We start from the raw sequence: 23,597 nt of genomic DNA on the forward strand, positions 1-23,597 counted from the left end.
CCTTTTCAGCTGCTTCTCAGGAATAACCATCTTATTCAGACATGATGTTAATGATAGTGACATCCGTAGATGACATGCCATTGAGTACCATCTTGCCTATGTTCTTAATGGTTTTCTCAACATCTTTGGCGATGATGCCTTGGCCTGAAACGTTTTGGCTGTTGAGCGCCATTAAGAAGGAGCGCACCGCCGCACTCGATGAGGTACTGACCTTCATGGCGCAGGAGGCTTTGGCACCATCACAAACCATGCCCGAGCTGTCGCTGATGACGTTTTGAATCGCAAAGCAAGATTGCTCGAAACTGCCGCCCGCTAAATACACCATGGCCATAGAGGCTGCGGCGCTGGTGACCGTATTGCCACAGAATGCCGATAACGGCGGATAGTGGGACTTGATATAAATCGCCCCGAGGTGGCTCATGATCAGCGCGCGAGCCAGTTTCTCTTCGCTGACTTTATAACACTGGGCGGTGATCACTACTGGAATCGTCGCTGCAATTCCTTGGTTACCACTGCCTAAATTGCTCATGGCGGGCAGATTGGCACCGCCCATGCGCGCATCCGAAGCCGCCGCGGTGAGCATCACAATCTTATTGAGTAAGTCCTCACCGATGATCCCCGCAGCAATGCCGTTTTTCATGGTGCGGCCGACTTCCAAGCCATAGGGTTTAGACATGCCTTCATCGGATAATTTACTGTTTAATTCCGAGGCTTTAAGAATAAATTGGATTTCTTCGAAGGGCACTTCTTGGGCAAAGCGGTAAATCGATTCAATATTGATATCGACGCCGTCGCAGATTGAGCCTGTGGCCTTGGCTTGGGCGCTATCGGCGGTAAATACTAACTCACCATTTAAGCGCTTCTCGGCAATCAAGGTATGGCCGCCACAGATTTTCACCATGGCCTCTTGCTCGCCGGCGGTTAAGCTGACGCAGCAATAGATAAATTCGTCGGTCTCGGTACGCTCTACCTTCACTTTACCCTCATCGATAAGGGTTTGCGCCTGTGTCACTTGTTCAGGCGTCACGTTGGCTAAGACTTCTAATCCCGCATCGGCATTGCCTGCAAGCGCGCCAGCGGCTGCGGCGATAGCGAGGCCGATTTTACCCGTGCCGGGCACATATACGCCCATCGAGTTTTTATACAAGTTATCAGAAACTTGCACCGCAATTGACTCGGGTTCTACCGGCAATAAGGTACGGGCCACGGCCGCCGCATAGGCCGCGGCAATCGGCTCGGTACAGCCTAAGGCGGGTTTAACCACTTGGTTAATAATCTGAATGTATTGCTGCCATAAAGGTTTCATCGGGCTACAACCTTACCAATTTATGCGTGAACGTGGGCGATGGCTTCGACTTCCACTTTGACACCCAGTGGAAGATCTTTTACCGCAAAACAGCTGCGGGCAGGGCAGTCGGTTTTGAAATAAGTTTTATAGACTTCATTAAAGGCGGCAAAGTCACTGATCTCACTCAAGTAACAGGTGGTTTTAAGCACGGTTTCAAGGCTGCCACCACCGGCTTCAATCACATATTTCAGATTCTCAAGGCATTGCACAGATTGTTCGCTGATCCCACCCTCGACAACGCCACCTTTCTCTTTACATACAGGCAGTTGTCCAGAGGTAAAAATCAGGTTGCCATAACTCGTGCCGTGGGAATAAGGGCCAATCGCGGCTGGGGCACGTTCTGCATGAATGATGCTTTTCATTATCTCTCCAATCTGCAAATAAAATTGAATGCTGTCGAATTTCTATGTGCAATATTATTTGCATATTTTGGTTTGGTTGCAATTATTTTTTAATGTTTCATGCCGTAAAGACGAGTTTATGCGTCTTTCAGCGGGTTTTGGACCGAATTGTGAGCGACGGCACTTTGTTCAACAAAAGTTGAGTATTTTGTTTGTTGAGTTTGTTTTGTTCAAATATATTTGCAAAAAAATAACATCAACTCGGTTAGGATGAGATATGGATGCAAGGCTAACGGCGGCACAATGGAAAGAGGATACCCGCTTCGACAGTACGGATTGGGGCTGGATCATTATGAGTATTGGCATGGCGATTGGCGCCGGGATCGTATTTTTGCCAGTGCAGGTGGGCTTGATGGGCTTGTGGGTATTCTTGCTCTCCAGCGTGATTGGTTATCCCGCCATGTATTTGTTTCAACGTTTATTTATCAATACTTTGGCCGAGTCGCCCGAATGTAAGGATTACCCGAGTGTGATTTCGGGGTATCTGGGCAAAAACTGGGGCATCTTACTCGGCGGCTTGTACTTCATTATGTTGGTGATTTGGGTGTTTGTGTATTCCACGGCCATCACCAATGATAGTGCCTCCTTTTTACAAAGCTTTGGCGCGACTACTTCATTGTTGTCTGAAAATCCCTTCTATGGCCTAGCGCTGATCTGCGGTTTAGTCGCATTGGCCTCCCGTGGTGAAAACCTATTATTTAAGATCTCCACCTTTATGGTGCTCACTAAGCTTGGGGTGGTGGCGGTACTCGGGCTGATGATGGTCGATAAGTGGGATATCAATAATATCGGTAGCGTACCCAGCACGGGCGATTGGCTAAAGGATGCGATTGTGATGTTGCCCTTTACGCTGACATCGATTCTATTTATCCAAAGTTTAAGCCCTATGGTGATTTCCTATCGTTCGCGGGAGAAATCCCTTGCTGTTGCCCGCTTTAAGGCGATGCGCGCGATGAACATTGCCTTTGGGGTGCTGTTTGTGGTGGTGTTTTTCTACGCTGTGTCTTTTACCCTTGCCATGGGGCATGAGCAGGCGGTGCGCGCCTCCCATGAAAATATCTCCGCCTTAGCCATGGTGGCCCAGGGGATGCCTGGGCAAACCTTAAAGCTGCTTAGTCTGACCTTAAATATCTTTGCGGTGATGACGGCGTATTTTGGTGTGTATTTAGGGTTTAGGGAGGCGTGTCAGGGATTGACCATGAATATGCTGCGCCGAGTGATGCCCGAGGAGCGGATCAATAAGTCGTTAGTGGGTTACGGCATCATGATCTTTACCATTTTGCTGTCCTGGGGTGCGATTGTATTAAATGCCCCTGTGCTGAGTTTTACCTCTATATGCAGTCCTATCTTCGGTTTAGTGGGTTGTTTGATCCCTGCCTATTTGGTCTATCAAGTGCCTGCGCTGCATAAATATAAAGGGGTGTCGCTGTATATCATTATCGTCACTGGCTTATTGCTATGTATTTCGCCTCTGCTTGCCTTTAGTTAATGCTTTACCTCCTTTACAAACAGGTATAGCAGTCGTGCTGTACCTGTTTTTTTGGCTTCTATTGAGACAAATTGTCTTAATTTCCCCGCTATTTACTAGGCTGATTGTGCGCTAGTAGTGGTTTTTGTCATGCTGTTCGCGCTGGATGAAATTTGGTGATTGTGCCGGATCGATAACTTTCTATAATCCTTGGCAACTACTTTAGTGGTCTCTTTTTTTCTAATGCTTATCAAACTAAGGAATGCCTAATGCAAAGACGTGATTTTTTGAAGGGGGCAGCCATTCTGTCGGCGGCGGGAACCGTGATGCCAGTGTTAGCGGCGTCGACGCAAACCCATGCGATGACCGATAAAACCTGTGGTCGTCGCCGATTTACCTTAACCAATACCTATCAGCTCGTCGCGCCAGAAGGCTCTGCGGGCGTGGTGAAGTTATGGGTGCCACTTCCTGAAAACACAGCTTTCCAGCAGGTTGAAAAACTTAACTTTAGCGGGACTTATCAAGACGCCTATATCAGTGCCAATAACCACTATGGCGCTAAAACCCTGTTTGCCACTTGGCCCGATGCCAAGGGCAAGATGACCCTAACACTAGAATTAGTGATTGAAACCCAAGATTGGGAACCTGTTAAAAGTGGCGAGTTAAGCCATTACCGCGCGCCAGCTAAACCTGAGTATCCCGCCGATGTCGCCATTTACCTTAAACCAACCAAGCATATGCCTGTGGATGGTATCGTGAAGCAAACCGCGGATAAGATCGTGGGTAAAGAAACCGAGCCGCTCAAGCAAGCACAGTTGATTTACAACTGGGTGAGCGCCAACATGTACCGCGATAACGATGTTATCGGTTGTGGCAGTGGCGATGTGGCCGCCATTCTTGAAAGTGGCAAACTCGGCGGTAAGTGTACCGATATCAACTCAGTATTTGTGGCGCTGATGCGCGCTGTGGGTGTGCCTGCCCGTGAAATGTTTGGTATTCGTCTAGGGCAAGCCATCAAGATGGGCCATTATTCCAAAAAGGCCTTTGGCAGCGCCGATGATAAGGGCTTTGCCGATGTGACGGGTGGTCAACACTGCCGTGCCATGTTCTATCTTGCGGGTTATGGTTGGTTACCTGCCGATCCTGCGGATGTCACTAAAATGCGCCTCACCGAGAAGAAGGAACATAGCGATCCTGCGGTACAAGCGGTGAATGATTACCTATTTGGTAACTGGGAAATGAATTGGGTTGGCTTTAACTATGGCCGCGACTTTGACTTATTCCCCGTGGCAGAGCAGACTCCACTGAACAATTTTGGTTATCCCTATGCCGAAGTGGACGGCGATCCTGTGAATTACTATGAGCCAAAAGTCTTTGCCTATGACTACAAGTCAAGCGAGCAGCGCTAAACCGCTGCTTGCCACCATGGCCGCTGCCGTTGTTGCGGCGGTTGCCTCTAGCCTTTGCTGCATTGCGCCCTTAATTTATTTAGTGTTTGGCGTGTCTGCGGCGGGGCTGTCGGGGTTATCGAGCTTAGTTTGGTTGCAAGTGCCCATGTTACTTCTATCAACAGGGTTGATTTTGCTGGGCTTTTGGCGCTTGTACTTTGCGAAAAAGCCGCTTTGCACTGGTACATTTAGCCGAGGACAAATGCTATTCGCCTATTGGCTGACCGTGCCTATTGTGCTGGCGTTCCAACTGTATCCCTTTGTTTTACCTTGGCTACTTGAGGTGTTCGAATGAAGCCACTATTACGCACTACTCTCATACTCATAGTATCGCTGGGGTTTGCGCCATTCACTTGGGCGGATAACGTGCAGGTAACACTCGATGTGAAAGGCATGACCTGTCCACTGTGCGTCACTGTCGTCAATCAGGCGCTGCGCAAAACCGATGGAGTGATCAAAGCCAAGGCAAACTTGAAAACCGAGCAGGCCGTGGTCACAGTCGCCGATGATTTTAACCTCGATAAGTTGATTACCGCCGTCGACGCCACTGGCTATAAAGGCACTATCAATAAGGTCGAAAAGCAGAGCTGATATTGATTAAGTACAATTTCGGTATTTAATCAAAAAAGCACAACCTAATTGGGTTGTGCTTTTTTGTTTGCGACTCTTAGGTGCTGGATTCTATTAAGCAGAACAATATTAATATTGAGTTTTTCATTCACTCACTCTGCCATGGTTAATGCTGACCAAATTACTACTTTTGACTGAATAAAGTCTCTAGGTCGCCATACTGGTAATTTCACTGCCAGCAGTAATATGCGATGTAGACCTTGCTCTATTATTGGCACAAATAAAACCAGTAATTAATTATGAGGGCCTGAATCTTATCGATACCTTTGTGTTAACGCGTTTGAATAAGGAAAGAATCTAATGGCATGCTTACAAGATGAATATTTGTGCTTAAAGGTATCGCTATGATTTTAAGTATTTAATTTTCAGATGGATAACTGCGATTTGAGCTTGTAATGGGTATTCTTAGTACTATTAATGAATATATGTGATTATTATTTTGTTAACATCTGAGTTACTTTATTGAGGTGAGTTAGTCGTTACAGTCGTCATCGAATGTTATCCATTTTAAGCCGTTGTAATCCTATTTTGGGATACTTCGAAGAGCTATTTTTACCGTCGAATTCCTACCGCAGAACAGCGAAAATTTAATTCGAAATCGCGCTCATTTTCCATCAATAATATGCTTAGCTCAAATAGAGATCCCGATAAAATCGCCTCAAAAATGTATTTATGTTGGATTAACAGGCATAATGCGGCGTTTTAATATTCAGTTACAGGGAATAACCATGAAGTATTTGGTTAGCGTAGTTACATGTTTTCTCTTATCAGCCTGCTCATTTGGCGATGCCGATGTGGAGTTTAAGCCACAAAAAGGCGATGAGCGCGCGTATCAAGTCTATAGCACTGCCCGCATCTCGGTCGAGGCAGGTGGTCGTAATGAAACGGTGGACACCACATCCCATCAATTACTGCGTTATAAGGTGCTCGAGGCAGGTAAAAATAGCCGCTTCGAAGTGCATGTCGATTATATGAAAATGCAAGATGGCCAAGGGAGTGGCGTGAGCAGCGGCGAACGGGTTGAGCGAAATCCCGAAATGCATGCCATTTTCTCTCAGGGCTTTGAATTTTCATTAAATTTAGACGATGGCAGCGTTAAAGAATTTAGCGCATTAAATAAACCCGCCTGGCAAGCCATGCTCGCAGAGCGCGGCCTTGAGCTCGAGCAGGAACTTAAAAAGCTCTTTAGCTCATCGGTTTTTATTAATGCGATACCCGCTGAAGTGGGGGCTGTGGTGATGCTTCCGGCCTATCAAGGCCATGCTAATTCAAAGCTTACCGTGTTAAAGGTCACTGACACCCATGTTCTGGCTCAGGTGGAAAGCGAAGGTGAGCAAGCCAAAATATATGGCCAACTGATGCTCGAGCGTGACAGAGGATGGCTAATGCAGATGGGGCTAGTGGCAGAGGTGCCCTTTGAGCGTTACGGCTTTAAGGGAACGATGCGCAGCAATGTGATTATGGTGCCTAAGGAGCGTGAGCTGGGCGACCTGTCGCAGCGAGTGGCTTTTGATTACGATTTTCCACCGGGTGAATATGAAAAACAGCCCGAATTATCACTTGAAGAGGCCAATAAACCCTTAAGCCAAGAGGCGGTTTTTGCCTACGATGCGGGTTACTTTGACCTTATTGATGACCAACTCAGCCTTACCTATCAGCATGATTTTTCAGGTTTAAAAGCATCAGGAGAGTTTCGTTTAACCGATATTACGGCGCACAGTGCCGATGGCAGCGTTTTACCGCTACAACTCAGTAAAATTTATCGCTTTAATTTCGCTGAAAAGGATGGTTTTTATAAATCCGTAGAGCAACATTTACTCGTCGGTTGGAATGAACCCTCCGAGCTGTTTTCCCAAGTGACTGAGTTTCGTGCTAAGGCCCACTATCAGGGCGCTAAGCTGGTTAAACTGGCATTAACACCCGATCCAAACAAAACGGTGTCTTTGCAGTATAAAGATTTACAGCTGGAATTTGCCCCCATCCCCGATAAGCCTTTTTCGTATGTGCTGACATCACGCGATCCAACCCATAAATCTTGGTTAGCGGGTCGATTTGACGGTGCCGAAGGTGCCATGATGAAGTACCAATCGCCGTCGGTAGAAGGGCCTGCTTGGTTAACCTCAGCCGAACGGAATATGTTGGGGTTAGCTGCCTCGATGCAATTTGAACCCACCACCTTCTTTAGTTTTCCGGCCGAGCCACAGGCGCTAACCATCTATGTGAATACGCCGGATGAGAGTAGCGAGCTGACTAAAAATGTTCGTTTTATTCCGATGATGGATTACATGAAGAACCTCGCTTATCCCCCAGTGGATCAGCGCACGCTTTACCGTGATGATATGTATGCGCGCTACAATGAAGCGCCGCAAGAGGCATTAGCTACGGATCCCGCCTTGCTCGAACCCCAAATGGTGGCTAAATATGGCGTAAGCCTACAGTTAAGCGCCGAGCAAGCCGCCGTGTGCTCGCTAACTGTGGTGGATGCGCCCCAAGTTGACGGCCACAGCTTGCAATGGACGCAGATCAAATCCGAAAACAGTATGGCGGAACATCTTGAGAAGACTGTCCTATATCAACTCACCAGTGCCGATGGGATCCGTCGTAATTTTTACGATATTAAAGTCAGCAGTGCCTTGAGTTGTAGCGGTACACCCGAATGGCAAGCTATTGCGTATCAACCTAAGCAAGGTTGGCTGATTGATACCACTCAATTACCTGAACTCGATACCACGCAAACCGTGGGCGAGGTGATGCGCCGTTATCGTTTTTTAAATGCGCAGAACATTCCACTCGCGCCTTTTATGCCTGAGGATCGCGACGATTTTTATCAACGGCCGTTACAGCAAGTGCTTCATCAAGACCGTTGGTTTGAGCTGCAAGGGCGAGTGCAGGCGATTGAATACCTGAAGGTTAGTGGCGAGCCCATTAATAAACAGTGGGTTACTACATTCCCAGCCTTGCCTTAAGGAACTGATATGAGAGCCTTATTACTATTATCTGCCCTATTTCTGTCGTGTAATGTGTTGGCTGATCGCATCTTACTCGACGAACAATGGCAGCCTAGCGAGGTGCCAGGTGAAGCGATTTATTACCAGAAACAGCTAGCGACTGAGCAAGAGGGCGTGTGGCCAGTAGCGCTTTTTTATGTAGGGACAGATAAACCCGTTTTTAAAGGGACAGTTAACGGCCCCAATTTAGCGGAGAGTGCTATTGTCGGTGATTTCGAATTTTATCACCCTAATGGTCAACTCTCTCGCAAGGGACGTAGCGATGCACAAGGGCGTTATCAGGGAACGCATCTGTATTACTGGGAAGATGGAACACGCTCGGGTGAGTATCAATATCTGAATGGCAGGCTCCATGGTGAGCAAAAACGTTATCACACCAATGGTCAATTACGCGACCTTCAACATTATGCGAATGGTGTGGAGTCCGGATTAGCGCAAAGTTATTTCGACAATGGCCAGCTACAAACACGGGTAACCTATGGCGCTAAGGGGATGGAAGGCTTATATGAAAGCTTCCATAGCAATGGTCAGCCGGAGCAAACCGTAAATATGGTGGCGGGGAAAAGAGAAGGCGAGCGACTATATTGGACAAAAGAAGGCTGGTTATTCACTAAGGAGTTTTATCTTAAGGGGAAATTACACGGTGAAGTGTTGGTTTATCATGCCGCTGATGTACCTCGAGAGATTAAACATTATCAGCATGATAAGCAGGTGGGTATCCAGCAACGTTTTGATCAGCAAGGGCGATTAACGCAGCAGCAGAAATACGATACTCATGGCCGTGAAATTCAGGATATGACCTATGCGAGTGCGGGCCATGTAACCTCCCAACTTGACACCCAATATCTTGCTAAAGGTCATATTACCAACGAGCAGCGCTTCGATGAGAGTGGAAAGTTAACCTATCAATATCAGCGCGATACCGTAAAAGATTGGAGTCTGCGTCAGCGCTTTGATGCCGCAGGCTCGCTGCTTGAACGAGAAGAGCGAGTTAAGGGGAGCTACGAAGGGGTATATGTTGACGCAGGCTGGAATGGCTCTGTCAGGCGGGTAAATTACAGTAAAGGCAAAATGCACGGCGCATATCGTGAAGATAACGCTGAAAATGGCAGTTTTGTCACTGGGCAATATCAATCGGATCTAAAGGTCGGAAAGTGGGTAAGCCAAAATCCCGATTCGACGCGTATCGAACAGTTTAATTCACAAGGGCAGCTCAACGGCGAGCAGAGCGATATCGCCGCCGACGGCACGGTAATGTATCGAGCGTTTTATAAAAACGATAAGTTGCATGGCGCTTTTGTACAGCGAGGCTTCGATAAACAACTGCAAGCCCAAGGTCAGTATGTTAACGGCCAGCGTGAAGGTAAATGGTTAGTGCAAGACGAGAGCAGTTACAGCGAGGTGAAGTTATGGCACGGCCAGTACCAAGCGGGGCATGAAGTGGGACCGTGGCGAGCCATGTCCGCTAACGGCCACTTATTAGGCACGATGCAATACGATAACAAGGGCCTTTTACAAGGGAAAAGCTACAGCTTCAATGAAGACGGCAGCCTGCAACGAAGCGAAGAGTATGTCGATAACCAGTTACACGGCAAGTTGGTTTACTACTTCAACGGCGAAGCCTCATCCGAATACCATTATCAAAATGGTGTCGATGTGGGCCAATAATGTAGGTACTCGCTCAGCTCTAAACTGGCCGAGCCCATTTTTGTGGGCCGCGGTCAGTTTGGATTTGAGCTACACTCTTTCTGCCCAAACCGCTTTCCAATCGAAATTCTCTCTTGAGTAGTCCCATGTGCGGCTATGTGACCACATCTAAATCAGCTCGGGTTTAATTCGCAGTGAGGAACTGAACCTGCGTCCATAAAAACCACACAGACAAAACACTGCTCAACCACAGTAAGGTACGTAGACCAGCGCAATAGAGAAACTAAGCCACGAAATCCGCACTCTTGCTCCCCCTTCTGCACGGTTTGTATCTTAAATTTTTTTCAGTTTTGGTTTATTGCAGTTCGTAGGCGCAACCAGCGTCATTCCTAGGGGGAGTTAAAGGAGCAAAGATCTGAAATGATTTCGTTGTTGCGCTGTTCGTAGATTTTAAGCAATTGGCAACAGCAATTGTGGACATTGGTAAATCTGTGTGGGCAATCGGTGGACACTGAAAAGAAAAAGGACTTAGCATTTCTGCTAAGTCCTTGTTTTATTTGGTGGAGGCGGCGGGACTTGAACCCGCGTCCAGAAAACCTACATCCAAGGCGCTACATGCTTAGTCTTTCTATTGTTTAACCGTTTGAACTCCGAAAGACAGGATCCCACACGGTGAGTCCGGTACTGTTTCGCGGTTCACCCCCGGACAGGGTTCCCTCGCTAGCACGATGTGAGATGACCATCAAATCCACTGCCCATGTGCGAAACGTGTGGTAGATGGCTAGCGGCATTAAGCGGCTAGAGCGTAGTTATCGTCGTTTGCAACTATAACTTTGCGGCTTTTAACGAGGCCAACCGCCCCTCGGCATGCTCCCAGGGTTTCGTGAATCCTGTCGAATCCAGAATCGCCCCCCAAGAAAGTTGATTGTAACTCGTAGCGTGGCGATAACCTAGTATCATTTGCTGCAAGTTCAATCGTTTGTTCATTATCCGCGCGTTTTTTCCTTTTTCATTACGCGGGCTTTTTCCACTTCCCACTCGCGTGCTTTGGTATCTTCACGCTTGTCGTGGTCTTTTTTACCTTTACCTAGGCCGATTTCTACTTTGACCCAAGCCCCTTTACGCCAGTACATGGAGATAGGGATAATCGAGTAGCCTTGACGCTCAACAAGACCGGCTAATTTGTCTAACTCTTTACGACTTAACAGTAATTTCTTCAGTCGAATCGGGTCGCACACCACATGGGTCGATGCGGTATTGAGCGGAATAATGGTACAGCCATGCATAAAGGCTTCGCCATTTTTTAAGAAGACGTAGCAGTCCGATAGGTTTACTTTACCCATGCGGATAGACTTCACTTCCCATCCCATGAGGGAAATGCCAGCTTCCATTTTTTCTTCGAAACGGTATTCGAAGGTTGCGCGCTTATTGCGTGCGATCGTCGCAGGCGCGGCTTTTTTTGAGTTTTTCTTTACCATAGTGGCGCCATTATACGCACGGTGAATCAATTTGAAATGGATATAAGGGTTTATTTGAGCTATTTCAAGCCCTCATCAATTCATTGCTGGTTTTTTATGCGGTTTTGCTTAGTCATCATAGGGATATGTGAGGGGTGCGTTTTTTAAGTATCGTGGTAGAATCCAAACCAATTTTGTTAGCTTCCCTAGAGAGTAGGGCGCGCGGAGTTCGCTTGAGACAGCGTGTTTACTTAGATTGAGAGTGCCAAGCCCTATGCCGCAAATTTCTCGAAGTGTGTTAGTTCGTTTTAGTGCGATGCAAATGTATGATTTAGTCAATGATGTTGAGTCGTACAAAGAGTTTTTACCCGGTTGTGTTGGCGGTAAAGTGCTTGAGTTTGATGGTAAAACCATGGTGGCTTCGGTCGATGTGAGTAAGGCGGGGATCCGTAAGACCTTCACCACGCGCAATCAGGTGGTGCCGGGAAAGAGTATCGAGTTAAGACTTGAAAATGGGCCTTTTAAACACTTATTCGGCCAGTGGCGTTTTACCGAGTTGACGGAAGATGCCTGTAAGGTGGAGTTTGACTTAAATTTCGAGTTTTCCAGCTCATTGGTCGATATGGCTTTTGGTAAAGTGTTTAATGATCTTATGGTGTCAATGGTGACGGCATTTACCAGCCGCGCTAAGGTAATTTACAGTGACAAATGAAGCAGATAAGTTCGTCGTCGATGTTATTTATGCACTGCCGACTCAGCAAAAGGTGATTTCGGTTAGCGTATTGCCCGGCACGAGCGCGATTGACATAGTGCGTCAGAGCAATATGGTAAGTTTTTTCCCTGAGATTGATTTAGAAACGGTAAAGCTTGGGGTGTTTAGCAATGTGGTTAAGCATGACCAAGTGATTCTACCGGGGCAGCGTGTGGAGATTTATCGCCCGCTGATCGCCGATCCTAAGGATGTGCGCCGTCGCCGTGCTGATAAGGCCAAGGATGAAGGTCGTGCCAATAAAGTGACCGGTGGGCGAGTGTCTTAATCTGTCCGCAACACGAACAAACAAAAAGCGCCATGAGCGCTTTTTGTGTTTAAGGCAAGTGTTAAACCAGTGTGCTTACTTGATTGGCTTTTGAACTTGCGCTTCGGTTTGATTTTCTTTCACTAATGGCTTTTCATCCGGGCGCTGTGCTGGCACGAGCGGCGCAGATTCAGCGGTGTTGGCCATAGGTAACTTACTCTGCTCAAGCGGCGTATTAAACTCTGGGCTTAATTCATAGTCGCCCTTCACTAAGCTTAATTTGTTACCGGTAAAGTGCAGGATCAGTTCTTTGTGGGTAATGCTCGCATCACGGCCACTCTTATAGTGGTACACATAATACCAAGTGTCATCGGCAAAGCTGTCACGCAATACTGGGCGACCAAGAATGTATTCGGCCTGCTCTTTGGTCATGTCGATACGCAACTTTTCAACCTGTTGCGGCTCCATGTAGTTGCCTTGCGGAATATCGGGCTTATAGATCAGCCAATCAAACACGCTACAGGCACTGAGCGAAACTGAGAGCGCAACGGCGCTCAGCAGGGTAAGACTTTGCTTTTTATTGATCATTGTATGCGCTACTTCTGAAAATCTGGCGGCCATCATACCCAAGCACTCCCCCTTATGACAAGGGTAATTGGGCGTTGCGGCGCTTATCGTTGCAATTGTGTGAGTTTTCGACCTAAGCGGCGCGTTTTAGTTCGCGATGAGTGAAGATTTTTATGCTGATGATTGCGCTTAAATAAGCTGCCCCGCGGTAAATTGCGCTGAAAAACCGTAAAGTTAAGCAAAGTCGAAATAGTCATGTAGCAATGTTGTGAAAACATGGGTAGAGTTGTGAAAGTGTTTTACTTTGATGGTGTTAGCATTTTTTCGCGACTTTAGGGAGTAGCATAGGGTTTAGCGGTTGCTATCAAGGTTATGGCTTGAGTTCATGGATCAGCCTGCGGTAGTGCATTTTTAGGAGAGACCATTGGGATCACTCGTCTGTGTGGGTACGGGATTGCAGCTCGCGGGGCAAATTAGCGTATTAAGCCGCAGCTATATTGAACATGCCGATATTGTATTTTCACTCTTACCCGACGGTTTCTCGCAGCGTTGGTTGACGAAGCTCAACCCCAATGTCATCAATTTGCAGCAGTTTTATGCGCAAAATGGTGAAGTTAAAAATCGCCGAGACACCTACGAGCAAATGGTCAATGCCATTCTAGATGCGGTGAGAGCGGGTAAAAAAACCGTGTGTGCACTCTATGGCCATCCGGGTGTGTTTGCCTGTGTATCCCATATGGCTATAACTCGCGCCAAGGCAGAAGGGTTTTCAGCCAAGATGGAGCCGGGGATTTCGGCCGAAGCTTGCCTGTGGGCCGACTTAGGGATTGACCCTGGCAACTCCGGGCATCAAAGCTTTGAAGCCAGCCAGTTTATGTTTTTCAACCATGTGCCGGATCCCACCACTCACTTATTACTCTGGCAAATCGCGATTGCGGGCGAACATACCCTAACCCAATTTCATACCTCGAGTGACAGGTTGCAGATCCTCGTGGAGCAGTTGAATCAATGGTACCCGCTCGAGCATGAGGTGGTCATCTACGAAGCGGCCAATTTGCCAATCCAATCCCCGCGTATCGAGCGTTTACCTTTAGCGAATTTACCCCAAGCACACTTAACACCGATTAGTACGTTGTTAATTCCGCCAGCAAAAAAGCTAGAGTACAACTATGCTATTTTGGCTAAGTTAGGGATCAGTCCCGAAGATTTGGGCTAAATTGAAGTGTGATATTGAGTCATTATTAACAATAAGGAATAAGTATGTCTGCATTATCGGATTTTTTTACCCAGTTAGGCCAAGATGCGCAGTTAATGGAAGATTATAAACAGAATCCTGAGGCGGTGATGCGTGCCCATGGGTTAACTGATGAAGAAATTAACGCTGTAATGACTGGGAATATGGAAAAGCTCAAAACGTTAAGTGGTGATAGTAGCTATCAATCCTACCTTATTATTTCACATGGTAACCTTTTAGGTTCGGATTTAGTGACCAATGTTAGAGCTTTTGGCTGTGCAGCCTAACTAGTAATCGCAAGGAGAAAACATGTCTGCATTATCGGATTTTTTTACCCAGTTAGGCCAAGATGCGCAGTTAATGGAAGACTATAAACAGAATCCCGAGGCGGTGATGCGTGCCCACGGATTAACTGATGAAGAAATTAACGCTGTAATGACTGGGGATATGGAAAAGCTCAAAACGTTAAGTGGCGACCAAGACTATCAAGCCTTCTTATTAGTGAATCATGGTAATAATTAACTTATCTTGAAACGGTTGCGTTGCGCCCTATTAGCCATCTTTGCTTTGTGTTCGACAGCGTTGATGGCTAAGTCTATCGATTTTGATCAGGCACTCAATGAGCTTGATGTATTACTGCAATCTGATCTCAGCGCTGCGCAGAAAAAACTGGCCGAATATGAGACCGCATTTAGCGGATTAACCCCGACACAAAAAGGCAGACTAAGAATTGACAGAGCCATTAGTTATATTTTTGTCAGTGAATATGCCAAAGCGTTAGACGATCTGCATCAGGCCGAAACCTTAATCACAAGTTCTGAATTATTAGCATCGGTTTATAGCTATCAAGCCACTGTCTATATAGGGATGCGCGACTATGATAAAGCCTTATCGGCTGTCGCCAAAGCATTAGCCCTAGTGGTGAATATCGATGATATTACGATTAAACGTCACTCTTATCTAAGAATTGCCAATATTTATTCTGAAATGGACGCTTATAGCGATATGGGCCTCTATGCCAATAAGGTGTTACAACTCGCTCAGGAAACCGATGTTCGCGATATTTGCCATGCCAAATTGCTGCGGGCGATTTACTTGCTCGGTGTGAAAAGTCCCGACGCCTTCGATGCCTTCGAAGATAGCCGTCAATATTGTGATGCGAAGCAATTTCCCCTTTTGGCGACTATGTCGATGAAAGGCAAAGGGATAGTTTTGCAGGAGCGAGGTGACTATTTAGACGCGAGAGCGATTTTGCTATTAGCGTTAAAAGGGTATGAAGATTTTCAATTTCAATTAGAAATCAGCCATGTGCATGCATTACTTGCCGAAAATTACTTTGCAACGGGTGAGCTGGTTCAAGCAAAAAGTCACGCTGTTAAGGTGCTCACATTTCCCGATGATAATAGTTATATCGAACATAAGCATATTGCCTATAAAGTGTTTGCCGAGTTGATGGCGGCGGACAAACAATTTGAACAAGCCTATGAATACTCCAGAAAAGAGCAACATTATAATCAACTAATTTTTGACCAATCTAAGATGAAAACCCTTGCTTATCAGGCGGCTAAGTTTAATGCCGATGAGCAGGCGCGTGAAATCAACTTGCTAAATAAAGAGCGCGAACTTTACATCGCTCAGCAAACGGTAAAAGAACGTGAATACACTAATATGCTGATGTTTATCACGATATTAGTGGGCGGGCTGTTTTTCCTCGCGATTTTGTTAGTCGTGGGCAATTTGCAAAAACGGCGTTTTATGCGCATGGCCAGAATGGATGCTTTGACGGGCGTGTTTAACCGTGGTGCAGGGCAAGATCTTGGGGAAAATCTGTTTGTGCAAGCCGCTGCCCGAGGGGGCGATTTTTGCGTGATTTTATTCGACTTAGACCATTTTAAACGGATTAATGATTCCTACGGCCATGGTACGGGTGACTGGGCGCTGAAAAAAGTCGTTGAGGCGTTAAAACCCCATGTCCGCAATGGCGATGTATTTGCCCGGATTGGCGGTGAGGAATTTGCACTATTCTTGCCTTACGCCAATGAATCTAAGGGGATGGAAGTTGCCGAACAATGCCGAAGCCGAATTGAAGCCATTGATACGCATCTGTCGGGGCATAAATTTACTATCACCGCGAGCTTTGGGGTCAGCGGTATGACAAAAGAAGACTTAAGCCTAGACCCTCTGCTGCACCGTGCCGATATGGCATTGTATGCCGCAAAATCGAATGGTCGTAACAGTGTATTTTGTTATGAGGACGCTTTAGCCTCCGATAAACGCGCTACCAATATTACCAGCCAGTTGGCAAGGCAGTAGGGTACGAGTTGTATTGTCTGTGTAACTGACTGTTTAGGTTAATGTAACGCGGTTTTCTTCTTTCGCTTTTTCGCTTATTTCTTGCGTTTTCTCGATGATTTTTAGGTCAATTTTTCACACTCCCTGCATAACTAGAGTATGATTGCCAGCGGTAGCCGAAGCTTTTTTCGCTTAAGGTCATACCCCTATTTTTGCCTTTCGCTAACGTTGTGGAGCCCTAATGGAAGAGTCGAGTCTGCTCACTTCTGTACTGTTATTTTTATTGGCCGCGGTGATTTTTGTACCCTTGGGCAAACGTTTTGGCGCAGGACCGATTCTGTCTTACCTCGCTGCAGGGGTGATTTTAGGGCCTGGCGGTATGGCGCTGGTGTCTGATCCCGCAGCCGTGTTGCATTTTGCCGAGCTGGGTGTGGTATTGATGCTGTTTGTGCTCGGGCTTGAACTCAATCCGAGCAAGTTATGGGAGCTGCGCAGCGCCATCTTTGGTCTCGGCAGTGGTCAGTTACTCCTTTCTTGGGCGGCAATTGGCGGTTTAGCTTGGGGATTTGGCTTATCCATTGAGGCTGCATTAGTGGTTGGCGCAGCGTTATCCTTGTCATCGACGGCTTTTGCGGTGCAGTTGATGAGCGAACATCGACTGCTGACCACCCCGCTGGGCCGCGATGCCTTTGGGGTGTTGTTAATGCAAGATCTCGCCGTGATCCCCATGTTGCTATTAACCGCTTACCTTGCGCCTAATTCGGCCCAGATTGAGCACCATGCGGTGCCTTGGTATTGGACCTGTGTGGCATTAGTGGGCTTTGTGTTGGTGGGCAAATATCTGTTGCCGCGGTTACTTAAACTCGTTGCCAGCAGCGGGGTTCGTGAAGTGTTAACCGCCTTTGCACTATTGCTGGTGATGGGCAGCGCCGAATTGATGGAATGGCTAGGGCTATCGGCGGGTATGGGGGCGTTTTTAGCCGGAATTATGCTGGCGAACTCCAGCTACCGACATCAGCTCGAAACCGATATCGAACCATTTAAGGGCTTACTGCTCGGGCTGTTTTTTATGGCGGTCGGCATGAGTATGGATCTCAAGCTGTTTTTAACCGATCCCTTACTTATCCTCGCGATTTTGCTGGGCATGTTACTGATTAAGACCCTAGTGCTGATGCTGCTTGGTCGAGTACGCCACCATACATGGCGCCCGAGTATTGCCCTAGGACTTATCTTGGCAGAGGGTGGTGAGTTTGCCTTTGTGCTGCTGTCGCAGGCGCAATTATCCAGCATAGTGGATGATAAAATCGCTCAAATCTTAGTGCTCGCCATTGGTTTATCCATGGCTGTCACACCGATGATTTTCACACTATTTAGAGCCACTAAACCTAAGGTGGTGGATACACGTTTGCCCGATACCATTAATGTGACTGAGTCTGAGGTGGTGATCGCTGGATTTGGGCGGGTAGGGCAGATCACTGGGCGGATTTTAGCGTCATCGGGCATTCCGTTTGTGGCCTTAGATAAGGATGCCAGCCATGTAGATGTGATCCGCAAATACGGCGGTGAGGTCTATTTTGGCGATGCCAGACGCTTAGATATGTTGATGTCGGCCGGGATTGCGCGCTCGCGCTTGTTGCTGCTGGCCGTTGATAATGTTGAGGATTCGATTGAAATTGCCCAGCAGGTGAAAACCCATTTCCCCCATATCAATATTGTCGCTCGGGCACGTGACCGTAACCACGCCTATCGATTAATGAGCCTTGGGGTGACCGATGTGTTCCGTGAAACCTTTGGTTCGGCTTTGTCTGCCAGTGAGAAGATTTTGCAGGGCTTAGGCTTATCACAGGTACAAGCCAATGAAAGGGTGAAGATTTTTGCCGAGCACGATAAAAAGCTGGTGATCGCCAGTGCTGCCCATCAGCATGATTTAGCCAAGCTGATTGATTTATCCACTAAGGGGAAAGCCGAGTTGGAGTCGCTGATGCGTGGCGACCGGGAAAACGTCAGTTAAGTCAGCCAGTTAAAACAAACAAGAGAGCCAATGGGCTCTCTTGTTGTTTATGGGCTTAAGGAAAACGCTTAGAAACTGTAGCTATATTGCAGCTTCACATTACGCTCTTCGCCCGGCATGCCACCGAGGAACATCGCCTTGCTGTAATAGTCTTTATTGAATAGGTTGTTGATATTCAATTGTAACTTCCAAGAGTCGGTGGTGTAGCTGATGGCAGAATCCACTAAGGTGTAGCTCGGCACATAACCATCTGGGATGCCAAATGAGCTTGAGTGTGTGCTTCTATCATCCACATACTTGGCGCCTAAACTCAGCTCAATAGGGCTTGTTAAGGCAAACCAGTCTGCACCATAGGTTATCCAAGCACTGGCGGTCACATAGGGCACACCTTTTTGACGGCTGTCGTAGTTGGCTTTGTCATTCGGGTTTTGTTTATCCCTAGCGTCTTGATACATGCCGTTAAGGTTGATGCGCCAGTTATCGTTTAAGTGGGCATTGAGATCCAACTCGACCCCTTGGGTATCTTCACTGCCATCGTAAAAGTACACGGGCACCTCGGCACCTGACACACCAGCGTTATAGTCTGGGTTGTTGTAAGGCACATTAGTGCGTGAGCTTTTAAAGAACACCAGCGATGCTAGCATCTGATCGTCAAAGGCTTTAAAGCGCATACCGAGATCGTTACTAACGGATTCTGAGTCTTCGCGGTCGGTATTTTCCCCCGTGATTGAACCTAAAATGCTATAGGCGGTGCGACCCTTTGAGTGATTGACGAAAAATGATAAATCATCAATGGGCATATAGGTTAAGCCCAAGTTGTAGGTGACACCGTTATCTTTGCTATCTTCCTCTGGAGTGGGGCTCGCTTGACTCGCGCTGTAGCGCTCATCCACACCTAGGTGTTCATAGCTCTGTTTGATTTCGTTAAAGGCCACACCAATACGGGTGGTAAAGCCATAACCTAGATAACCCACATGTTGCATGCCTAGGCCCCAAGCGCTGACTTTTTTATTGTAGTTGGCGGTTTTGAGCGGATCGTAGTCGGCAAATTTACCCGTTCCCCAATTTGGATTGCGGATATCGTAAATGTACGGTAGCGAACCACGGTAAATCACATCACCTTGTTTGTTTTTAATGACTTGATCCGCATCGTAAATCGAGAATTGCTCGAGGCGAATGTTGCGGTCTTCGTAGTTAGCGTTCACCAGTAATTCGTTGTCGATATTGCCGATTTGGAAGTCGTAACGTAGATCGGCAAAATACTGCCATGAGGTTTCTTCAGCATCGAGTTGGCGGTATTCCTGACGTCTGGCGGCAAACGGATAGAGCACACCATTTTCAACCAGTGGCGCGCGGGGATCTTCGTTAATCACATCAGTCGGTACGCCGCCAACCTTGATTTTGCGCTTCCAATACACATAGTTGTAAGCCCCTGTTTGACGAGCAAAACCTGTAGTGTAGTCGCGATATTGCAACTGCTGGTTGAGGAACAGATTATCGGTAAAGTAGATATTGTGGGTCAGCTTGAATCTTAATTCTTCACCTTCATTATCCTTTGCCATGGGAGAAATTAATCCCGCGTCACCGAAGGAATAGGGAGTTAAGCCATCACCGCTGGCGAGTGATGCCGCCAATTGCTGACGCTGCTCGTCGGTTAGCTGTATGCCTTGGCCCTTAGGATCGTTAATCAAATCTTGCCAAGTGACTTCGCCCGCGGTTTTGCCACCGACAGAATCGGCATTGTAGATACGGATTGGATGGCCGATGGAGTCAACGGCAATGGCGTCTTTGATATACGCACCTGACAGCATGAGATCTTGGCTATCACTTAATACCCACTTGAGTGAGCCGAACACTTCATCACGGTCGGCGCCTAAATCACGGTAGCCTTCACTGCGGGCGGTTTTGGCGACTAAACGATAAGCAAGATCATCGGTGATCCCACCCGTGCTATCGATGGCGAAAGAGTAGGTATCCCATTGGCCAACTTCAGTGGTGATTTTGTGTTTGGATTCAAATTGCGGTTTCTTCTCAATCAGGTTGATCACGCCGCCCGCGCTGCCCATGCCGTAGAGTCCAGTAGCAGGCCCTTTTAAAACCTCAACGGATTCCACATTGGTTAGGGAGCGAGTGGGGTTAAAGGTATTGCCAAGGCCGGCACCGCCATACATGCCGTCATAGGTGTAGTTTGCGCCAAGACCGCGAATAACCAAGTTATCCCCAATGCCGTAGTTATTGCCTGCTTGAGTTACCCCGCTGATATTGCGGATCAAGTCCTGCAGATTATCGACTCCTTGGCTGTTAATCAGCTCCTGGTCAACGATAACAACCGCCGCAGGAGTTTCCATTAAGGACATATCTGACTTAGTTGCAAGTCCTGAGTTTTTCACCACAGAGTTTTGTCTGCCGTATACCGTTATACGCTCGACGTTTTCATCGCGAGCTGAAGGTGTGTCATCGGCGTTGGCTGTGTGTGGTAAAGCACTGAGGCAGGCGAGTGCAATAAGTGATAAGCGAAATACAGGCTGTAATACTGGCATTGAAAGTCCCCCAATCAGAAAGGTCGCGAATGATAATGATTTTCATCTACTTTGCAACCCCTTGTTTGGCGCTTAAAAGACCATGAACCTTGGTTATCTTTACATACGAAATACGGTTAACTGCGTTGGGGATAAAGACCTTCACTATCACCTGTTGCCCTCATTTGAAGCAACACAAGGTCAGAATTCTAATTTGTTTCATTTTTTTTATAAAAAAGTGATTTATTTTTTGGGTTAACCATATCGACTCGGGTTTTTGATCGAGAAACATAACCCGTGCTCCCTGTCACTCTCCCTCTATTTACTTGGCCGTTTACGTAAACGTAACAGTTAAACGAGTGTTTAAATTTTTAATCTGTTTCTATTTTGTTAATTTATTGGTTTTGTTGATTTTTACCGCTTTCCTCCGGGTGGAGTTCAAAACGCGCACTGCTTTCTACTTAGGTCGAATAGGTCAAAAATGCTGTATATTTAAATTTTCAATTGGTAATTAAGTTACGTATAAAATTACATCGAGCTTTGAGTGGTAAAGTTGTCTGACAAATTTCACGATAAGAAAAATCTTATTTAGCTTTAAATTTTAAAATTGTTATTTATTAATTGCTTATGCTGCAATTATTATCTTGGTCAGACCAATTTTGAGCAGCTTTTTGGTCAAATTCTTGAGCGGTTATGGCACTTTTGGATAGTTGCAAATACAAATGTTTGTCTGTAAGTTTTGGTTCTAAACGAACATTTGAATGTTTTGTGGTGAATGTTTGTACATGTTACTCATGTCTTTGCTGGTAACGGGTCGTAAACGAGCAAAAGGTTAGCCTCTTGGGAGGGCGAGAAGATGACGGAACACACTTTAGGTGAACAGCAATTGAATTCGACACAGAATAAGGCCACTGCGAATGGCACTCTGGCCTTAGTGGGAAATACCATACCAGGGCAGGAGGTGATTTTTACCGAAGGCGCGCTGGCGTTGCTTGAGTCACTTTGCCGTGAATTTGCGACAGAAGTGCCCACCTTACTCGCCAAACGTAAAGATAGACAAGCGCGTATTGATAAAGGGGCTTTGCCTGACTTTTTAGCCGAGACTCGCGCTATTCGTGACGGGGCATGGAAGATCCGTGGCATTCCGAATGACTTACTCGATCGCCGTGTTGAAATCACCGGTCCAGTTGAACGTAAGATGGTGATCAATGCACTCAATGCCAATGCCAAAGTGTTTATGGCGGATTTTGAAGACTCCTTAGCACCGAGCTGGCAGAAAGTGGTTGAAGGTCAGATTAACCTGCGTGATGCCGTGCGCGGTGAGATTGAATACACAGCGCCTGAAACTGGTAAACATTACAAGCTAGGCCCAAATCCTGCGGTATTAATCTGCCGTGTGCGTGGCCTGCACTTAAAAGAGAAGCACGTTGAATTTAACCAGCAGTCCATCCCCGGCGCGTTATTCGACTTTGCGATGTACTTTTACCATAACTATCGCCAATTGCTGGCGAAGGGCAGTGGTCCTTATTTCTATATTCCTAAACTCGAGAGCCATATCGAAGCGCGTTGGTGGGCAAAAGTGTTTGCTTTTGTTGAAGAAAGATTCTGCCTACAGCCTGGCACAATCAAATGTACTTGTTTGATTGAGACCTTACCCGCAGTGTTTGAAATGGACGAAATTCTCTATGAATTACGCTCAAACATTGTCGCGCTCAACTGTGGTCGCTGGGACTATATCTTCAGCTATATCAAAACATTAAAGCGTCATAGCGACCGCGTTTTACCGGATCGCCAAGCGGTGACCATGGATACGCCTTTCTTAAGCGCCTATTCAAGACTGCTGATCAAAACCTGCCATAAACGTGGCGCACTGGCGATGGGTGGCATGGCGGCCTTTATTCCAGCGAAGGATCCTGCTCAGAACGAAACCGTGTTGCAACGAGTGCGTAAGGACAAAGAGCTTGAGGCGCGTAATGGCCACGATGGGACTTGGGTCGCTCACCCGGGTCTTGCGGATACGGCGATGGGGATCTTTAACGAATACATAGGCCAAGATCATCAAAACCAATTGCATATCACCCGTGATGTGGATGCACCGATTCTCGCCGCAGAGTTATTAAAACCCTGCGATGGCGAGCGTACTGAGCAAGGGATGCGCCTGAATATTCGCATCGCTCTGCAATACCTTGAGGCGTGGATCAGTGGCAATGGTTGTGTGCCGATCTACGGATTAATGGAAGATGCGGCAACGGCTGAAATCTCCCGCGCCTCGATTTGGCAATGGATCCAACATGGCAAGTCACTCTCTAACGGCAAACCCGTCACTAAACAATTGTTTAAGGACATGCTGGTGGAAGAGTTAGCGAATGTGAAAAAAGAAGTGGGCGGTGACAGATTCACCCACGGCAAATTTACCCAAGCAGCGGTATTGCTTGAGGATATTACCACTTCGGATGAGTTGGTCGATTTCTTAACCTTACCCGGTTACGAGATGCTAACGGCTTAATGATTAGCGTTTTAATGCTGTAACACTGAATGCGTTTACATGGAA

Annotated in this window: 19 protein-coding genes and 1 other RNA gene; 14 read left to right on the forward strand and 6 right to left on the reverse strand. The window is 47.0% G+C overall.

All coding sequences use genetic code 11. The annotated features are described in order from the left end of the window. Positions 1–31 precede the first annotated feature (31 nt). Positions 32–1,306 carry an L-cysteine desulfidase family protein gene (locus M0415_RS01000; protein WP_249555959.1) on the reverse strand — a complete coding sequence of 425 codons (1,275 nt, stop codon included), beginning with the start codon at positions 1,304–1,306 and terminating at the stop codon, positions 32–34. Positions 1,307–1,326: 20 nt separating this feature from the next. Next, positions 1,327–1,710 (reverse strand): RidA family protein, encoded by a 384-nt coding sequence (locus tag M0415_RS01005; protein WP_011717826.1) that lies wholly within the window; start codon positions 1,708–1,710, stop codon positions 1,327–1,329. Between the two features lie 256 nt (positions 1,711–1,966). On the opposite strand from M0415_RS01005, the gene M0415_RS01010 reads away from it, so the two are divergent. From M0415_RS01010 to M0415_RS01035, 6 genes are all read left to right on the forward strand, one after another. Further along, on the forward strand, positions 1,967–3,238 hold the full coding sequence (locus M0415_RS01010; protein WP_011717825.1) for an SLC5/6 family protein: 1,272 nt from the start codon (positions 1,967–1,969) through the stop codon (positions 3,236–3,238). A gap of 248 nt (positions 3,239–3,486) precedes the next feature. Further along, positions 3,487–4,626: a transglutaminase domain-containing protein gene (locus M0415_RS01015; protein WP_088210542.1), complete on the forward strand. Its 1,140-nt coding sequence runs from the start codon at positions 3,487–3,489 to the stop codon at positions 4,624–4,626. Positions 4,627–4,642: 16 nt separating this feature from the next. Further along, positions 4,643–4,960: a hypothetical protein gene (locus M0415_RS01020; RefSeq protein ID WP_342190528.1), complete on the forward strand. Its 318-nt coding sequence runs from the start codon at positions 4,643–4,645 to the stop codon at positions 4,958–4,960. Further along, positions 4,957–5,256, forward strand: coding sequence for a heavy-metal-associated domain-containing protein (locus M0415_RS01025; protein WP_249555957.1), 300 nt, complete (start codon positions 4,957–4,959; stop codon positions 5,254–5,256). The genes M0415_RS01020 and M0415_RS01025 overlap by 4 nt, the downstream gene beginning before the upstream one ends. Positions 5,257–6,023: 767 nt before the next feature. After that, entirely contained in the window at positions 6,024–8,261 is a 2,238-nt protein-coding gene (locus M0415_RS01030; protein WP_249555956.1) for a hypothetical protein, read from the forward strand. Positions 8,262–8,270: 9 nt separating this feature from the next. Beyond that, positions 8,271–9,971, forward strand: coding sequence for a toxin-antitoxin system YwqK family antitoxin (locus M0415_RS01035; protein ID WP_249555955.1), 1,701 nt, complete (start codon positions 8,271–8,273; stop codon positions 9,969–9,971). A gap of 537 nt (positions 9,972–10,508) precedes the next feature. Here the strand turns inward: M0415_RS01035 and ssrA are convergent. Further along, positions 10,509–10,863, reverse strand: a transfer-messenger RNA (tmRNA) gene (gene ssrA / locus M0415_RS01040). A gap of 73 nt (positions 10,864–10,936) precedes the next feature. After that, a complete protein-coding gene (gene smpB / locus M0415_RS01045) occupies positions 10,937–11,428 on the reverse strand; it encodes an SsrA-binding protein SmpB (RefSeq protein ID WP_011623527.1) in 492 nt (163 codons plus the stop codon). A gap of 253 nt (positions 11,429–11,681) precedes the next feature. On the opposite strand from smpB, the gene M0415_RS01050 reads away from it, so the two are divergent. Continuing rightward, positions 11,682–12,119 carry a type II toxin-antitoxin system RatA family toxin gene (locus M0415_RS01050; protein ID WP_011623526.1) on the forward strand — a complete coding sequence of 146 codons (438 nt, stop codon included), beginning with the start codon at positions 11,682–11,684 and terminating at the stop codon, positions 12,117–12,119. Further along, a complete protein-coding gene (locus tag M0415_RS01055; RefSeq protein ID WP_011623525.1) occupies positions 12,109–12,444 on the forward strand; it encodes an RnfH family protein in 336 nt (111 codons plus the stop codon). The genes M0415_RS01050 and M0415_RS01055 overlap by 11 nt, the downstream gene beginning before the upstream one ends. Positions 12,445–12,519: 75 nt before the next feature. On the opposite strand, the gene M0415_RS01060 is transcribed toward M0415_RS01055, so the two are convergent. Next, on the reverse strand, positions 12,520–13,011 hold the full coding sequence (locus M0415_RS01060; protein WP_249555954.1) for an outer membrane protein assembly factor BamE: 492 nt from the start codon (positions 13,009–13,011) through the stop codon (positions 12,520–12,522). Between the two features lie 403 nt (positions 13,012–13,414). Here M0415_RS01060 and M0415_RS01065 point away from each other — a divergent pair, with 403 nt between their 5' ends. From M0415_RS01065 to M0415_RS01085, 5 genes are all read left to right on the forward strand, one after another. After that, on the forward strand, positions 13,415–14,206 hold the full coding sequence (locus M0415_RS01065) for an SAM-dependent methyltransferase (RefSeq protein WP_249555953.1): 792 nt from the start codon (positions 13,415–13,417) through the stop codon (positions 14,204–14,206). 44 nt (positions 14,207–14,250) lie between these two features. Next, entirely contained in the window at positions 14,251–14,511 is a 261-nt protein-coding gene (locus M0415_RS01070) for a hypothetical protein (protein WP_249555952.1), read from the forward strand. A 22-nt stretch (positions 14,512–14,533) separates the two neighbouring features. Beyond that, complete coding sequence (locus M0415_RS01075; RefSeq protein WP_086904596.1) at positions 14,534–14,746, forward strand: hypothetical protein; 213 nt, start codon at positions 14,534–14,536, stop codon at positions 14,744–14,746. Positions 14,747–14,809: 63 nt separating this feature from the next. Next, a complete protein-coding gene (locus M0415_RS01080; protein WP_249555951.1) occupies positions 14,810–16,537 on the forward strand; it encodes a tetratricopeptide repeat-containing diguanylate cyclase in 1,728 nt (575 codons plus the stop codon). A gap of 220 nt (positions 16,538–16,757) precedes the next feature. After that, the gene (locus M0415_RS01085) at positions 16,758–18,527 is read left to right on the forward strand and encodes a monovalent cation:proton antiporter-2 (CPA2) family protein (RefSeq protein ID WP_086904598.1); all 1,770 of its coding nucleotides are present in this window, start codon (positions 16,758–16,760) and stop codon (positions 18,525–18,527) included. 68 nt (positions 18,528–18,595) lie between these two features. Here the strand turns inward: M0415_RS01085 and M0415_RS01090 are convergent, their stop codons facing one another. After that, positions 18,596–21,067, reverse strand: coding sequence for a TonB-dependent receptor (locus M0415_RS01090; protein WP_249555950.1), 2,472 nt, complete (start codon positions 21,065–21,067; stop codon positions 18,596–18,598). 835 nt (positions 21,068–21,902) lie between these two features. On the opposite strand from M0415_RS01090, the gene aceB reads away from it, so the two are divergent. After that, the gene (aceB, locus tag M0415_RS01095; RefSeq protein ID WP_249555949.1) at positions 21,903–23,552 is read left to right on the forward strand and encodes a malate synthase A; all 1,650 of its coding nucleotides are present in this window, start codon (positions 21,903–21,905) and stop codon (positions 23,550–23,552) included. The last annotated feature ends 45 nt before the right edge of the window (positions 23,553–23,597 follow it).

This window comes from Shewanella sp. 10B (genome assembly GCF_023475885.1).
Taxonomy (GTDB): Bacteria; Pseudomonadota; Gammaproteobacteria; order Enterobacterales; family Shewanellaceae; genus Shewanella; species Shewanella mangrovisoli.

Bases quoted from the DNA above. Each gene is read 5' to 3' on its own strand.
- M0415_RS01075 (WP_086904596.1), top strand. From the start codon at position 14,534: ATGTCTGCATTATCGGATTTTTTTACCCAGTTAGGCCAAGATGCGCAG.
- M0415_RS01085 (WP_086904598.1), top strand. From the start codon at position 16,758: ATGGAAGAGTCGAGTCTGCTCACTTCTGTACTGTTATTTTTATTGGCC.
- smpB (WP_011623527.1), bottom strand. From the start codon at position 11,428: ATGGTAAAGAAAAACTCAAAAAAAGCCGCGCCTGCGACGATCGCACGC.
- M0415_RS01015 (WP_088210542.1), top strand. From the start codon at position 3,487: ATGCAAAGACGTGATTTTTTGAAGGGGGCAGCCATTCTGTCGGCGGCG.
- M0415_RS01000 (WP_249555959.1), bottom strand. From the start codon at position 1,306: ATGAAACCTTTATGGCAGCAATACATTCAGATTATTAACCAAGTGGTT.
- M0415_RS01020 (WP_342190528.1), top strand. From the start codon at position 4,643: ATGGCCGCTGCCGTTGTTGCGGCGGTTGCCTCTAGCCTTTGCTGCATT.
- M0415_RS01025 (WP_249555957.1), top strand. From the start codon at position 4,957: ATGAAGCCACTATTACGCACTACTCTCATACTCATAGTATCGCTGGGG.
- M0415_RS01010 (WP_011717825.1), top strand. From the start codon at position 1,967: ATGGATGCAAGGCTAACGGCGGCACAATGGAAAGAGGATACCCGCTTC.
- M0415_RS01090 (WP_249555950.1), bottom strand. From the start codon at position 21,067: ATGCCAGTATTACAGCCTGTATTTCGCTTATCACTTATTGCACTCGCC.
- M0415_RS01080 (WP_249555951.1), top strand. From the start codon at position 14,810: ATGGCTAAGTCTATCGATTTTGATCAGGCACTCAATGAGCTTGATGTA.
- M0415_RS01070 (WP_249555952.1), top strand. From the start codon at position 14,251: ATGTCTGCATTATCGGATTTTTTTACCCAGTTAGGCCAAGATGCGCAG.
- M0415_RS01030 (WP_249555956.1), top strand. From the start codon at position 6,024: ATGAAGTATTTGGTTAGCGTAGTTACATGTTTTCTCTTATCAGCCTGC.
- aceB (WP_249555949.1), top strand. From the start codon at position 21,903: ATGACGGAACACACTTTAGGTGAACAGCAATTGAATTCGACACAGAAT.
- M0415_RS01035 (WP_249555955.1), top strand. From the start codon at position 8,271: ATGAGAGCCTTATTACTATTATCTGCCCTATTTCTGTCGTGTAATGTG.
- M0415_RS01005 (WP_011717826.1), bottom strand. From the start codon at position 1,710: ATGAAAAGCATCATTCATGCAGAACGTGCCCCAGCCGCGATTGGCCCT.
- M0415_RS01050 (WP_011623526.1), top strand. From the start codon at position 11,682: ATGCCGCAAATTTCTCGAAGTGTGTTAGTTCGTTTTAGTGCGATGCAA.
- M0415_RS01060 (WP_249555954.1), bottom strand. From the start codon at position 13,011: ATGATCAATAAAAAGCAAAGTCTTACCCTGCTGAGCGCCGTTGCGCTC.